The sequence below is a fragment of the Myxococcus sp. MH1 genome, assembly GCF_059738865.1.
In genome coordinates this window covers 1,976,193-1,989,579 of the sequence record NZ_AP026947.1, presented here as the reverse complement: position 1 = coordinate 1,989,579, position 13,387 = coordinate 1,976,193, and the positions used below count along the sequence as shown (strand labels likewise).

At 70.3% G+C, this 13,387-nt stretch carries 11 protein-coding genes; 4 read left to right on the top strand and 7 right to left on the bottom strand.

Features of this window, described 5'->3' with window-relative positions:
• Window positions 1-186: 186 nt before the first annotated feature.
• Window positions 187-1,947, top strand: a complete 1,761-nt coding sequence (locus AC6JA9_RS08120; protein WP_223746458.1) for a YifB family Mg chelatase-like AAA ATPase — start codon at window positions 187-189, stop codon at window positions 1,945-1,947.
• On the opposite strand, the gene AC6JA9_RS08115 is transcribed toward AC6JA9_RS08120, so the two are convergent.
• Entirely contained in the window at window positions 1,830-3,191 is a 1,362-nt protein-coding gene (locus AC6JA9_RS08115; RefSeq protein ID WP_223746457.1) for an NAD(P)/FAD-dependent oxidoreductase, read from the bottom strand. The two genes, AC6JA9_RS08120 and AC6JA9_RS08115, sit on opposite strands and share 118 nt — an antisense overlap.
• A gap of 298 nt (window positions 3,192-3,489) precedes the next feature.
• Here AC6JA9_RS08115 and recA point away from each other — a divergent pair, with 298 nt between their 5' ends.
• Window positions 3,490-4,518: a recombinase RecA gene (gene recA, locus AC6JA9_RS08110; RefSeq protein WP_223746456.1), complete on the top strand. Its 1,029-nt coding sequence runs from the start codon at window positions 3,490-3,492 to the stop codon at window positions 4,516-4,518.
• Here the strand turns inward: recA and AC6JA9_RS08105 are convergent.
• From AC6JA9_RS08105 to pssA, 4 genes are all read right to left on the bottom strand, one after another.
• Window positions 4,515-5,024 (bottom strand): DUF1285 domain-containing protein, encoded by a 510-nt coding sequence (locus AC6JA9_RS08105; RefSeq protein WP_223746455.1) that lies wholly within the window; start codon window positions 5,022-5,024, stop codon window positions 4,515-4,517. The two genes, recA and AC6JA9_RS08105, sit on opposite strands and share 4 nt — an antisense overlap.
• Before the next feature lie 58 nt (window positions 5,025-5,082).
• Complete coding sequence (locus AC6JA9_RS08100) at window positions 5,083-6,543, bottom strand: hypothetical protein (RefSeq protein WP_223746454.1); 1,461 nt, start codon at window positions 6,541-6,543, stop codon at window positions 5,083-5,085.
• Window positions 6,540-7,802 carry a CinA family nicotinamide mononucleotide deamidase-related protein gene (locus tag AC6JA9_RS08095; RefSeq protein ID WP_223746453.1) on the bottom strand — a complete coding sequence of 421 codons (1,263 nt, stop codon included), beginning with the start codon at window positions 7,800-7,802 and terminating at the stop codon, window positions 6,540-6,542. The genes AC6JA9_RS08100 and AC6JA9_RS08095 overlap by 4 nt, the downstream gene beginning before the upstream one ends.
• A gap of 189 nt (window positions 7,803-7,991) precedes the next feature.
• Window positions 7,992-8,852 (bottom strand): CDP-diacylglycerol--serine O-phosphatidyltransferase, encoded by an 861-nt coding sequence (gene pssA / locus AC6JA9_RS08090; RefSeq protein ID WP_223746452.1) that lies wholly within the window; start codon window positions 8,850-8,852, stop codon window positions 7,992-7,994.
• Window positions 8,853-8,975: 123 nt separating this feature from the next.
• On the opposite strand from pssA, the gene AC6JA9_RS08085 reads away from it, so the two are divergent.
• The gene (locus tag AC6JA9_RS08085) at window positions 8,976-10,097 is read left to right on the top strand and encodes an alpha/beta fold hydrolase (RefSeq protein WP_223746451.1); all 1,122 of its coding nucleotides are present in this window, start codon (window positions 8,976-8,978) and stop codon (window positions 10,095-10,097) included.
• Window positions 10,098-10,116: 19 nt separating this feature from the next.
• Here the strand turns inward: AC6JA9_RS08085 and AC6JA9_RS08080 are convergent, their stop codons facing one another.
• Window positions 10,117-11,520 (bottom strand): hypothetical protein, encoded by a 1,404-nt coding sequence (locus AC6JA9_RS08080; RefSeq protein ID WP_497959375.1) that lies wholly within the window; start codon window positions 11,518-11,520, stop codon window positions 10,117-10,119.
• A 534-nt stretch (window positions 11,521-12,054) separates the two neighbouring features.
• On the opposite strand from AC6JA9_RS08080, the gene AC6JA9_RS08075 reads away from it, so the two are divergent.
• Window positions 12,055-12,324 (top strand): HU family DNA-binding protein, encoded by a 270-nt coding sequence (locus tag AC6JA9_RS08075; protein WP_002635502.1) that lies wholly within the window; start codon window positions 12,055-12,057, stop codon window positions 12,322-12,324.
• Between the two features lie 109 nt (window positions 12,325-12,433).
• Here AC6JA9_RS08075 and AC6JA9_RS08070 read toward each other — a convergent pair whose 3' ends face one another.
• Complete coding sequence (locus tag AC6JA9_RS08070; RefSeq protein ID WP_426747835.1) at window positions 12,434-13,342, bottom strand: M23 family metallopeptidase; 909 nt, start codon at window positions 13,340-13,342, stop codon at window positions 12,434-12,436.
• Window positions 13,343-13,387: the final 45 nt, after the last annotated feature.

Sequence of the window (13,387 nt, the reverse complement as noted above, 5' to 3'; positions counted from 1 at the left end):
CTACCCAAGGCGCACCCGCCCTGGCTAGAGGCCCCTTCACTTATCCAGTGAGTGTGGAACCCTGGAGTTCCTGGGGATGGGACAGGCATCCGCCCCAGGGGATTGGCTCTCCACGGGATTCTCCTCGGAGGGATGGCGGTACGCGGGTTGCTCCACGCGGAGCCGGGCGATGCGGGAGGGGGACGGATGCTGGCGAGGGTGCGGTCGGGGGCGTTGATGGGCATCGACGCGGTGGTGGTGGAGTGCGAGGTCGACATGGCGCTCGGCCTCCCCTACTTCAACGTGGTGGGACTGCCGGAAGGCGCGGTGCGCGAGTCGAAGGTGCGCGTGGTCTCCGCGCTGAAGAACACCGGCTTCGAGCTGCCACAGAAGCGCGTCACGGTGAATCTGGCACCGGCGGACCTGCGCAAGGACGGCGTGGCGTTCGAGCTGCCCATCGCGTTGGGAGTCCTCGCGGCGGCGAAGCTGCTCGAGGAGGCGCCCCTGGGGCGCTATCTCTTCGGCGGGGAGCTGTCGCTCGACGGCACGCTCAAGCCCATCAAGGGCGTGCTGCCGCTCGCGGTGGCCGCGCGGGACAAGGGCTTCGAGGGGGTCATGGTGCCCGCGGCCAACGCGGCCGAGGCCGCGCTCGTCGAGGGCTTGAGTGTGTTGCCCGTGACGAGCCTGCGCGAGGCGGTGGACCACCTCACCGGGACGCGCGTCATCCCTCCCTTCTCTCGTCAGGGTGTCTCGCATCCGGTGGGCCGTGGACGCGCGGAGCCGGACATGGCGGACGTGAGGGGACAGCCCGACCTCAAGCTGGCGTTGGAGCTGGCGGCGGCGGGCGGGCACAACGTGTTGATGTGCGGCCCCCCCGGCTCGGGCAAGACGATGCTGGCGCGCAGGCTGCCCGGCATCCTTCCGGCGATGACCTTCGCCGAGTCACTCGAGGTGACGAAGGTCTACTCGGTGTTGGGGCTGCTCAACGAAGGCCACGCCCTGGTGCGCGAGCGTCCGTTCCGCGCGCCCCACCACACGCTGTCCGACGCGGGGCTCGTGGGAGGTGGCCCCCTGGCCCGTCCTGGAGAGCTGTCGCTGGCGCACCACGGCGTCCTGTTCCTCGACGAGCTCCCGGAGTTCCGTCGCAACGTGCTGGAGGTGCTGCGACAACCGCTGGAGGAGGGAATCATCCACCTGGCGCGCGCCAACCAGAACATCAGCTACCCGTGCCAGGTGATGCTGGTGGCGGCGATGAACCCCTGCCCTTGCGGCTACTTCAACGTGCCGGGACACACCTGCACGTGTCCGGAGCACCGCGTGTTCGACTACCACGCCCGCGTCAGTGGCCCGCTGTTGGACCGCGTCGACATCACCTTGCAGACCCGTCCGGTGGAGTACCACCACCTGGCGCGCGCGGAGGCGAAGGAGTCCTCCAGTCGCCACCATCGGGAGCGCGTGGAGGCCGCGCGGCAACGTCAGCGTGAGCGGTACCGGGACGAGCCGAGCGTGCACTGCAACGCGCAGCTGCCGTCCCACCTGCTGCGGCGTCACTGCGTCCTGAGCCCCGGCGCAGAGCGGATGCTGGAGCTGGCGGTACGGCGCCATGGGCTGTCCGCGCGAGCCCATGACCGGCTCCTGAAGCTCGCCCTGACTCGCGCGGACCTGGAGGACCACGGACGCATCGAGGACGTGGACATGCGGCTCGCCATCGACTCCAGGGCGCTGGACCGACGAGGCTGGCTGCACTCGAACACCCAGGGAGGCCCCCCTCCCCTTCGTTCAGGCGCGGGCGGGCGGTGGAGACCGCCCGCCGCCGATGGGTCCCTGCCCAGTGCCCGAGGCGTCAGGCCTCAGTGGGTCGACGGAGGAGACAGCTCATTCGAGGAGGAGACGAGGCGCGACGCCCCCTCCGTGTCATCCGTGGGGGCCCCCTTCCCGTCCGGCGACGAGGCCACGAGCGTGAGCTGATCCAACCTGGGCGCGGGGCCGGTGATGATTCGGGCCGACTTGCCGAACGTCAGATAGGAGTAGGCCCAGTTGAGCATCACCGCCAGCTTGCTCCTGAAGCCGATGAGGAACATCAGGTGGATGAACAGCCAGGCGCCCCACGCGGGCAGCCCTGTCTGTTTGAAGCGCCGGAAGGCGATGCCCACCGCGTGGCCACGGCCAATCACTGCGTAGGAGCCCCTGTCCCAGTACTTGAAGGGCACCATGGGTTCCCCGCGCAGCCGGCGCAGGATGTTGGCCGCCGCGTGCTTGCCCTCCTGCATCGCGGCGGGCGCGAGCCCCGGCACGGGCGTGCCGTCCTCTTGATTGAGCGAGGCCAGGTCTCCCACGACGAAGACGTCCTCGTGACCGGGGACGGTCAACTCAGGCGTCACATGCACGCGCCCCGCGCGGTCCAGCGGCACACCGAGCGAACGAGCCACCGGCGAGGCTGCGACACCGGCGGCCCAAATCACGGTGCGGGCCGCGATGAACTCCGTGCCGATGTAGACGCCCGTCTCGTCGATGTTCGTCACCCGGGCGCCCGTGCGGACCTCCACCCCAAGCTTCTCCAACGTGCGACGCGCCTTGTCCGTCAGGTCGTCCGGGTAGACGGGCAGGACCTTGCCCAGGCCCTCGATGAGGATGATGCGCGCATCGCGCGGGTCGATGTTCTTGAAGTCGCCCGACAGGGACTTGCGGCTGATCTCCGCCAGTGAGCCCGCCATCTCCACGCCCGTGGGCCCCGCTCCGATGATGACGAAGTTGAGCAGGGCCTTGCGGATGCGAGGGTCCGTCTCACGCTCGGCCAGCTCGTACGCCAGCAGGACCCGGCGTCGAATCTCCACCGCGTCCTCGATGGACTTCAGACCCGGTGCATGGCGCGCCCACTGGTCATTGCCGAAATACGAGTGCGTCGCCCCCGTCGCGATGACGAGGTAGTCGTACTTCAGCTCTCCATCCGAGAGCAGCACCCGCTTCCCCGCGGTGTCGACACCCGTCACGTCCGCCAGCACCACCGCGACCCCCTGGGGTCCGAGCAGGGCCCGCAGCGGCGCGGCAATCTCGCTCGGGCTCAGCGTCGCCGTGGCCACCTGGTACAGCAGCGGCTGGAAGAGGTGGTGGTTGTGCCGGTCGACCAGGGTGAGACGGACCGGCGCCTTGGCGAGCTGCTGCGCGGCCCGAAGCCCGGCGAACCCGCCGCCGAGGATGACCACATGGGGCATGTCTTCGCGTTGGGTTTTCACGAGCGAAAGGTCATGCCGCCCCTTCCAAACTTCAACGCAAAGCGCCGTGAATTCAGCAGACGGGCGAGCAGCCGCTCGCTCATCCTGGAAATCCAGACGTGGGCTCGCCCTCCACCCCGTGAGACGCCCGCAGTCCCTCGCGGACGCCTCTCTTCATGTGTTCACAGGGAGTACCTCGCGGCATGCCTGTTGCTCTCTCCCGCGCCGATGCGTCGGGCGCCCCGCTCCGGGGCGACAGGGCGCAGCACGGACTCAAGGACAGGGCGGCGAGGGAGCGATGAGCAAGCTGACGGAGAAGCTGAAGGCAGTGGCGGCGGCGGTGGCGTCCATCGAGAAGCAGTTCGGACGTGGCTCGGTGATGACGTTGGGCGGGGACACGCAGGAGCACAAGGTCGCGGTGATTCCGTCCGGCTCGGTGGGGCTGGACCGGGCGCTCGGCGTGGGAGGCTATCCGCGGGGCCGCGTGGTGGAGGTGTTCGGCAACGAGTCGTCCGGCAAGACGACGCTCACGTTGCATGCGATTGCGCAGGTCCAGGCCGCCGGCGGCGTGGCGGCGTTCATCGACGCGGAGCATGCGCTCGACATCTCCTACGCGCGCAAGCTGGGGGTGCGGGTGGAGGAGCTGCTGGTGTCCCAGCCGGACACGGGTGAGCAGGCGCTGGAAATCACCGAGCAGCTCGTGCGCTCGGGAGCGGTGGACCTCATCATCGTGGACTCGGTGGCGGCGCTGGTGCCTCGCGCGGAAATCGAGGGTGAGATGGGCGACGCGCACATGGGTGTGCAGGCGCGGCTGATGAGCCAGGCCCTGCGCAAGCTCACGGGCGCGGTGAGCCGCTCGGGGTGCTGCATCGTCTTCATCAACCAGATTCGGATGAAGATTGGCGTGATGTTCGGCAACCCAGAGACCACCACCGGAGGGAACGCGCTGAAGTTCTACTCCTCGGTGCGCATGGAGATTCGGCGCACGGGCAACCTCAAGGAGGGAGACGCCGTGGTGGGCTCGCGGGCCCGGGTGAAGGTGGTGAAGAACAAGCTGGCCCCGCCCTTCCAGGAGGCGGAGTTCGATTTGTTGTACGGCAGCGGCATCCACCGCGCCGGGGAGGTGCTGGACCTGGGCGTGGCCACGGGACTCATCGACAAGTCCGGCAGCCACTTCAGTCTCCGAGGCGAGCGCATCGGCCAGGGAAGGGAGCGCGCCGCGGAGTGGCTGCGTGAGCACTCCGACACGATGGAGGCGCTGGCCCGGGAGCTCGCGGGGACACCGCCGCTCCCCTGCCCCTCGCCCGCCGTGGAAGCCGCCGCCTAGACGGAGCCGGTCAATGACTCCAGGGAGAGCGCCACCGGGTGCTGGCGCTCTCCGGCGCGCACGACCAGCCCGCCATCCGGGCCCGACTCCAACAGCGCTCCGAACTGGTACTGGCCATCTCGCGAGAAGCGCGCCTTGGCCCGGCCCTGCTTCACCCGACATGACAGGACGCCCGCGCCATCCACCTGGAGCGAGTCCAGCTCCAGGGCCTCGGCGGTGCGGTCACTCAAGCGGATGGACACACGTGCGTCCGGCGTGACGTCCACGGTCCGGACTTCGTACGCGGCGTCCTCGACCTGCACGTAGCACCAGTCCTGCCCGATGCGCAGTTGGTAGCGACCCTCGTCGTCCAGGATGAGAGAGGCGTTGAAGAGTTCGATGATTTTCGGGTGCTCGATGGGCTCGTCGTCATGCCACCAGCGCAGGGCGGCATCGAGGCGGATGCCGCTGTCCTCGCGAGTGTGCCAGCGCTTGCCGGCGGGGGGCTGTCCGGTGGGAGGTTGCATGGCTCTTCTCTATCTGCGCGCCCGGCCCGGGGGTTTCAACCCCTCGGGAGGCAGCGCCCTACCAGTTCCGGACAAGCTCCGTGTAGCCACGGAAGGCCACCGCGCCCCAGAAGTTCACCAGCACGCCCAGCACCAGCGTGCCCATCACCACGCGCTGGCGGAGCGACCAACCCCCGATGGCGAAGAGCAACAGGAGGTAGGGCGTGTAGTCGAGGCTGAAGCGGAAGCCGAACTGCATGTAGCCCGTGTTCTGGTAGAACAGACCGGGCAGCGCGCACACGGCCACGGTGAGCCACAGGGGCCAGTGAAGGCGAGGCCGCAGCTTCGGCACCAGCAGGAAGACGAGCAACGGCAGCGTCAGGAGCAGCGTGAGCCCGCGCGGGTCATACCCGAGCTTGAGCGGCGACAGCGACAGGGAGGGCCACTTGAGGAAGGCGGCCTCCAGGTTGCGCCCCAGGTATTCCCAGTGGAAGAGCCCCCACCGGTCGATGTCCACGTTGACGCGGTTGTTGAAGAGATACGCGTGGCCGAACTCGCTCAGGCGACCGAAGCGATACACGTTGTAGCCGGCGGCGAGCAGGCCCAGGGGCGCGGCCCCCAGGGCGAACAGGCCCACCTTCCTCGCGGCCTGCTTCCAGTGGCGCCCCAGTTCCTTGAGTTGCTGCAAGCGGGGCTCGGGGCCCGGACACAGGGCCTCCAGCACGAAGAAGAGCCCCGCGAAGAACAGCGGCGTGCGCGTGAGCGTCGCCATGGAGAAGAACACACCCGCCAGGACAGGACGGCGGGCCCGCAGTGCATTGCGCACATAGAGGCAGGTGAGGGCCACGCCCATGACCTCGGCGCTGAACCACACCTCGCCACGGATGGCGCAGTAGAAGAACAAGGTCCCGAAGGCGAGCGTCAGCGCGAGCACGACGTTCTCGTCGCGGGTGCGCGCCGTCTCGCCTTCCCGGGCAAGGAAGCGCAGCAACGAGTAGAACAGCGCCACCGCCAGCGCGCCGATGATGACGCCGAAGGAGGTGTCGTTGAACTGGTACCCGTGCAGCGCGACGAAGGGCAGCATCGCCACGGCGGGGAACGACGGGAAGCTCACGAACCAGCGGTCATCGGGCAGCGGCCGGCCCTCGCAGCGGACCTTCTGGCCATTCACCTGCCGCACACAGGCCCAGTCCTCCAGGTTCGGAAGCACCTGGGGGTCCACGTCCAGCCGCCCCTCCAGCCACCCCTGCGCCTGGTAGATGAAGTGCGGCGCGGCGCTCTGGCGCAGGAAGCGCTGCGAGCTGAAGCTGGCGAGCACGACGAACGCCACCAGGAACAACAGCACCTCCACCCGGTAGGCCGCGAACCACACGCGAAGGACGGCGCCGACCGAGCCTCCACTGCCCACGGGCCCGGCCACCCCTTCGGTGACGGCGGGAGCGGCGGGCTCCACGGGCGCGGTGGCGGCGGGCTCGACCGCGGGCGCGGGCCGAGGCTCGGGCATGGACGGCGCGGGGCGCTTGGACTTGGAGCGGCTCATGATTGGGCGGCGGTCAGCAGGTGCTGCCGCAGCATCTCCAGGGTGTGGGAGGCAGCGAAGAGGCGCACGCGCTCCCTGTCTCCGGAAAAGGACATGCGCTCGCACCGCGTGGCGAACCCCGGCCCCGCGAGCGCGCAATACACGGTGCCCACCGGGTCATCGGGCGTCCCGCCTCCGGGCCCCGCATACCCCGTCACCGCCAGGCCATATGTGGCGCCGCAGGCGGCACGCACACCCTCGGCCATGGCCACGGCCGTCGGAGCGGAGACCGCGGTATGACGCTCGAGCACTTCGGTGGGGACGCCCACCCAGGCGGTCTTCATCTTCTCCGAGTAGACCACCGCGCCACCGATGAAGACGGTGCTCGACCCCGGCACCGCCGTCAGCCGCTGGGCGATGAGGCCTCCCGTGCAGCTCTCCGCCGTGGCCAGCGTGGCCCCGGCGCGCCCCAGCGCCGACAGCAGCGCGGGCGCGTACTCCTCGCCGTCCGCGGCGAAGACATGCCGCCCCAGCAGGCGACGACACTCGGCCTCCACCGCGGCCAGGGCCTGGTCGGCCTCGGCCTGCGTGGGCGCCTCCGCCATCAGCTTGAGGTGGTTCTCCGGCGCGTGCGTTCGGAAGCCGAACACCACCCTGGGGTGGCTGGGCACGAGGGGCGCCACGGCCAGGTCCAGTTCGGACTCGGGGATGCCGACGGTGCGCAGCAGCCGGAAGGCCCGGAACAGACGGCCCGGCCTCGACTCCAGCTCCGCGCGGATGCGCGGCAGCACCTCGTTGTCCAGCAGGGCCCGATATTCGCGCGGCACCCCTGGCAGGAAGAACAGGCGACAGCGCCCCAGCGTGAGCACGACGAGCGGCGCGGAGCCCGCGGGATTGCGCACCGGCTCGGAGCCACGGGGGATTCGCGCCATGCGCAGCGCGCTGGGATTGATGGGGATGCCCCGCGCCGCGTAGCGCTCGCGCAGCCACTCCAGGACCCGGGCGTCCTCCTCCAACGGAACCCCCGCGGCGGCCGCGGCACACTCCAGGGTGAAGTCATCCGCCGTGGGGCCCAGCCCGCCGGAGACCACCACGACATCCGCTCGCGCCGCGGCCTCGAGCAGCGTCTGGGTGATGTCCGGTCGGACGTCCCCGACGAGCACCACCCGCTCCACCTTCACGCCCAGGTCGAAGAGCCGGGCCTCCAGGTAGGTGCTGTTCGTGTCCGTGATGAGGCCGGTGACCAGCTCGTCACCCGTGCACAGCAGTTCGACCCGCATGGGGCGCGCATCCTAGCGACACGCGAGGACCTCGGCACGGACGGATGCGTCTTCGGGCCCTGCCCTCCAGGCGGGAAGCCGGCCGGGTGTCTGGCAGCCTCCACCCTGGACCCGGCTGGCGAGCGGGCCACACCCCCCGGGACGGGCCGGGCAGGACGTGCTGCCCGGCGGCGGCCTGGGGACCTCAACTCAGAGGAAGGCGGGTCCGTTGCTGCGGGGACCTTCGCCGTCCTCGGACTCCTCGTCGTCGTCCTCGTCATCGATGACGCCAGCGACGGCCGCGGAGCCCGCAGCGAGCTTGCGCGCGGCCAGGTGCGTGCGCACCTGCACCGCGGACTCCACCAACCCGAGCGCGAGGTAGGCGCCACAGCAGGCCACCAGCAACCAGGCGGGATGATACTGCGTCGCGATGGCCACACCGGCGGCCACCATCAACATGAACACGGCCGCGCTCTTCCGGTTGGGGCGGGTGTCCTTGAAGGTGCGGTAGCGCACCGTCGACACCATGAGCAGCGACAGGCCCGCCACCGCCACCGCCACCGGGACGTAGGCAGACTCGCGCAGAGACTCCCCCTGCGAGGCCACGTGATGGGAGATGATGACCGAGACGAGCATGCCCGCGGCGATCGGGATGGGCAGGCCCACGAAGAAGCTCCCGCCCCCCCCGTGGGGATTGCGCGCCGCCAGCACGTTGAAGCGCGCCAGCCGCAGCGCGCCGCACGCGGCGAACGCGAACGAGACGAACAGCCCCGCGAAGCCCAGGGGCGCCAGCGCCCACTTGTAGACCAGCAGCGCGGGAGCCGCCCCGAAGGAGACGACGTCCGCCAGACTGTCCAGCTGGACACCGAAGTCGCTCTGCGTCTTGGTCAACCGGGCGACGCGGCCGTCGAACCCGTCGAAGAACATCGCGAAGAAGATGGCCAACGCGGCCTGGTAGAGGTGGACCGGCTCCGCCTCGCCCGCGCACAGCGTGATGGCATAGAAGCCACAGAAGATGGACGTGACAGTGAAGAGGTTCGGCAGCACGAACATCAGTTTCCGTAACTTCATCGATCCCTCGACTTCCTCTGATGCCCATGAGTTCCTGGCAGCAGGACGGCCGGAGAACGAACCTTAGCAGGGTTTTATTCGAGGAACCGTCAGACCCAGGGGTCGGCAAGGAGAGCAGGCGCGATGGGAGACGGGCGCTGGGTCGTGTGGGTGCTGGTCGCTGGCCTCGTCGTGGTGCTGGGGAATGTCCTCTGGGTGGCGCTGGTCCGGCGGTGGTACCGTCTACGCACGCCCCTTCCCCAGGCCTTCAAGGCACGGTGCGCGGACGGGTGGGAGGTGGCGGTCCATGTCCGGCGCGCGCCGGTGAGGCGCTTCGAGGAGCCGGTGCTCCTGTGCCATGGGCTGGCGGCCAACCGGTTCACGTTCGACTTCGAGCCCCCCTACTCCGTGGCCCACTACCTGGCCGAAGCGGGCTTCGACTGCTTCAGCGTGGAGTGGCGGGGCACCGGGCACTCACGCCTGCCACCGCGAGGGCGGCGGTACACCGACTTCACCATCGACGACCACATCCTGCAGGACGGGCCCGCGCTGCTGGAGCTGGCGCTGAATGAGACGGGCGCGAAGCGGGCGTTCTGGCTGGGGCACTCGCTGGGCGGGCTCGTCGGTTATGGGCTGGCCCAGGGGCCGGAGGGCAAAAAGCTCGCGGGGCTGCTCACGCTCGGCGCGCCCGTGCACTTCAAGTCCGAGCCGTTCCTGCGCACGCTCATCTCGCTCGGCGTGCGCGCCGCGTGGCCGGCCCGCTTCCGACAGGAGTGGATGAGCGCGAGCCTGGCGCCGTTCCTGGGCTACGTGACGCTGCCCCTGTCCGACCTGGTGGTGAATCCGCTGCACATCCCTCCGCGCATCCAGCGGCAGGTGTACGCGAACATGATGTCGTCGATGAGCCGCAAGGTGCTGCTCCAGTTCCAGGACTGGATCGAGCACGATGCGTTCCGCTCGTTCGACCGCACCCGCGACTGGCGCGCGGGCATCGCCGGGCTCCAGCTGCCCATCCTCGTCATGGGCGGAAGCGCGGACCGGCTCGCCACCGCGGAGAACGTGGAGAGCCAGTTCGCCCTCGTCACCGCGCCGGACCGCACCCTCCACGTCTTCGGCAAGGACCACGGCGACGCGATGGACTACGGCCACGGAGACCTCGTGTTCGGCAAGGGCGCTCCCACGGAGGTCTATCCCGTCATCCGCGAGTGGCTCGAGAAGCATGCCACGCCGCTCGGCGCCTCCGCCGCGCCCCCGCCGCCCGCCTGAGCCGCCGCGTGCCCGCGGCTCAGCGCGGCCCCGGTGCGGGCTCGACCGTTCGCTTCACGCAAGACAGCTCGGTGCCACGCGAGTCCTCGCTGTCCACGCGCCCCAGATGGATTCGCGTGGCCCCGGTGCACTCGGCCCCGACCAGGCCCTGGCCGCTCTTTCTCGAGCGGAGGACGTCCACGCGGAGGACACCGTCGCCCATGGCCGACAGGGCCGTCCGCGCGCTGTCGCGCACCTCCACGCTCCGGGCATCGAGCGTCGCGAGCGTGTCCGCGAGCAACGCGGCCTGACCACAGCGTTCGAGGTCCGCGTCACGCAGCGCCACCCGTGCGTTCTGCGTCGCCAGCACGCAGGCGCCCGAGGCGCCCCGCACCACCACGCCCTCCACGTCCGCGACGACCTGGCGCAGGTGCAGGGCGTCACCCGTGATGCCGTCCGACGAGTGCACGCGCGACACGATGGCATCTCGCAGCCGCAGGCGACCTCCCACCGCGAGCACCCCATACTCCTCCGCGGCCTCCACACGCAGCCGCCGCACCTCCACCTGCGAGCCCGTGAGCTGGAGCGCGCCGTGGCTGCCGCTGCCCCGCACCACCACGTCCTGCAACACCACGTTTCGCGAGGCGACCACGGCGAGCCCCGCGCGCCCGGCGCCCACGGACTGGAAGCCGCGGACCTCGAGCCGAGGTGACTGCACCACGGAGAGCGCGAGCTCGTGGCCCGCCACACTTACCTCCCGCAGCACCAGCGTGCCCTCCACCACCGAGAACGCCGCGCCTGTTCCCGCCTGGGCCGACGAGCGCCGTACCTCGGCGTGGCCGCCATCCATCCCCAGGGCCGACACCGCGCCCGAGACGACCACCTCCTCCAACAAGGCGGAGGCCTGCGCGCCGCGAACGCGCACGGCCCGGCGGAAGGGGCCCGTGAAATGGATGTCCCGGAGGCGCGTGGTCCTCGGTGACACGGGCGCCACCGCGGCCTCCGGCGGAGTCTCCAGAACCACGCCCACGGTCTCCGGAATGCTCGCCTCGAAGCGCGAGGACTCGGCGTCGAATCGGCCGGCGCGGACCTGGACGCCGCCTCGACGCTGCCCGGTGAAGGACACCTTCTCCGCGCGCACCTGCCGGCCACGCGTCACCTCCACCCCCCAGGCCCCCCCTCGGATGGACAGGTTGCGAAGGAGCGTCACGCCCTGCTCGGCAACGAGGGGTTGATCCGCGCCCGAGGCGCTTCGTGATTCCGGGCTCGGCGCGTCGAGGACCGGGGGCAGGACGTTCTGCTCGGATCCCTCGGCTCGCAGCACCACGGCCTCCGGGCCCTCCGCCACCAGCACCGTGGCGGGCCCCTCGCCCTCCAGCCGGACACCCTCGGGCAAGGTGAAGCTCCCCCGGTACTCCCCCGCCGCCAGGTGCACCGTCACCACCCCTGGCCGCCCCAGGGCCTCGGCCAGGGACGACCACGGTCTCTCGCGCGTGCCGTCCCCTGGCCCCGGGGTCGTACCGTCCACCCAGAGCTCCGTCCGCCCGGACTCCGGCCTGGAGACGACCGCGGGCGCCTGGGCCGAGGGGCCCGGACTCCGGCAGGCGCCCAGCGCCAGGATCACGACGGTCGGAAACGTTCGGAAACGCACGAGAGGCAGCAGCCTACCCCATTCCGGCCCCGCCCCGCCCGGGCGCGATCAGCCACACACGCCAAACGATCGGAATCTCAAAGACTTTCTTCCAATCACGATCAGCCAGAGTGCTTTTGGCGTGTGATTTCCGCGCGGTGTGTCGGTGGCTCCGACGTGGATTCCCCACTCTGTCTACGCCCGGTGTTTCACCGAGCCAACTTTTCGTCCGGAGGCCGATTTTCCGGCCTCGGAACGCGGTCAGCATTGACAGGGAAAAGAACGATTTGTTACCACCGGTTGGCTTTCGCGCATTCAAGGCCAGACAACGCAGGACGGAGGGGCGTAATGACCAAGGCAGAGCTCGTCGAGGTGGTGGCGGCGCAGACACGTCTCACCAAGAAGTCGGCGGCGCAGATCCTCGACATCGTCTTCACGAACATCGGCAAGGCCGTGAAGAAGGATGCGCGCTTCAGCTACCCCGGCTTCGGCACGTGGTCCGTGCGCTCCCGCAAGGCGCGCAAGATCCGCAACCCCCAGACGAACGAGATGATGAAGCTCAAGGCGTCGAAGACCATCGGCTTCCGCCCGGCCAAGGAGCTCAAGAACTCGCTGTGAGCTGACGCCACCCCGGTCCAGCCCGCGGAGTCCCCGGGACTCGCGCTGGGCCGGGCTCCTCCTCAGGGGCGCTGCCTTCGTGGGTGGCGCCCCTGATGCGTTGCGGGCCTCAAGAGCCCGTCGCGCCGCGGGCCACGGGCGGCGCGCGAGGGCGCTCGTCACCGGCGTCCTCGAGCGCGTCCAGCGGGTCCACCACCTCGCCGTCCTTCCACAGCTCGAAGTGCAGGTGCACGCCCGTGGCCAGCCCCGTCTCGCCCGCGAGCCCCACCGCGTGGCCCGGGTCCAGTATCTCGCCGGGCTCCACCAGCACGCGGGACAGGTGGCTGTAGCGCGTGAGCCAGCGGCCCTCGTGCTGGACCTCCACCTGGAGGCCATGGTCGCCGTTCCAGCCCGCTCGCAGCACCACGCCCTTCGCGGCGGTGTAGATGATCTGCCCCTGCTTCGCCGCCAGGTCCACGCCGAGGTGACGGCGCTGCTCGCCCCGGATGGGGTGCCAGCGCTGACCGAAGACGCTGGTGATGGTGACCGGGTCCACGGGCCAGGCCAGCCGGGGCAGGCCGTCCGCGTTCTCCGGGTGCTCGAGCCGGCGCAGCTCCGCCATGCGGACCGCGAGCCGTCCCACCCTCAGCACCACCGCCTCGGCGAGCGCACCCGGCATGTCGCCGTACGTCCTGCCGTCCTGCTCCAGCTCGGTCTCCAGGACGCTTCGGGCCTTCGCCACGTCGCGGGCGTCCGTGCGCTCCAGGGCGCGCTCCAGGAAGGCGTCGAGGACGCCGTTCATCACCTCCCAGCCCTGCACCTGTGCCAGCGGCATCGGGCCGCCCCGGGCCACCTTGCGGCGATGGGCGCGGGCCCGCTCCGCGAAGGTGGAGAGGGCGCCCTGCAGCGCCTCGGAGGGCTCCGGCGAGGCCATGCGCGAGAGCGTCCGCGCGGGGGCGGGCTGGGGCTCGCGGGGAGCGACCGGGGCGGGCTCGGTGTCGACGTACTCCGAGGTGTCGTAGACCTCGTCAAAGCTCATCTTCTGCTCCGACCGGGTCGAGGAGCAGGCACAGAGACCGACGAA

Excerpts from the sequence above, each read along its gene's own strand:
- pssA (WP_223746452.1), bottom strand. The coding sequence starts at position 8,852 with ATGAAGTTACGGAAACTGATGTTCGTGCTGCCGAACCTCTTCACTGTC.
- AC6JA9_RS08105 (WP_223746455.1), bottom strand. The coding sequence starts at position 5,024 with ATGCAACCTCCCACCGGACAGCCCCCCGCCGGCAAGCGCTGGCACACT.
- AC6JA9_RS08120 (WP_223746458.1), top strand. The coding sequence starts at position 187 with ATGCTGGCGAGGGTGCGGTCGGGGGCGTTGATGGGCATCGACGCGGTG.
- AC6JA9_RS08095 (WP_223746453.1), bottom strand. The coding sequence starts at position 7,802 with ATGCGGGTCGAACTGCTGTGCACGGGTGACGAGCTGGTCACCGGCCTC.
- AC6JA9_RS08085 (WP_223746451.1), top strand. The coding sequence starts at position 8,976 with ATGGGAGACGGGCGCTGGGTCGTGTGGGTGCTGGTCGCTGGCCTCGTC.
- recA (WP_223746456.1), top strand. The coding sequence starts at position 3,490 with ATGAGCAAGCTGACGGAGAAGCTGAAGGCAGTGGCGGCGGCGGTGGCG.
- AC6JA9_RS08070 (WP_426747835.1), bottom strand. The coding sequence starts at position 13,342 with ATGAGCTTTGACGAGGTCTACGACACCTCGGAGTACGTCGACACCGAG.
- AC6JA9_RS08100 (WP_223746454.1), bottom strand. The coding sequence starts at position 6,543 with ATGAGCCGCTCCAAGTCCAAGCGCCCCGCGCCGTCCATGCCCGAGCCT.
- AC6JA9_RS08075 (WP_002635502.1), top strand. The coding sequence starts at position 12,055 with ATGACCAAGGCAGAGCTCGTCGAGGTGGTGGCGGCGCAGACACGTCTC.
- AC6JA9_RS08115 (WP_223746457.1), bottom strand. The coding sequence starts at position 3,191 with ATGCCCCATGTGGTCATCCTCGGCGGCGGGTTCGCCGGGCTTCGGGCC.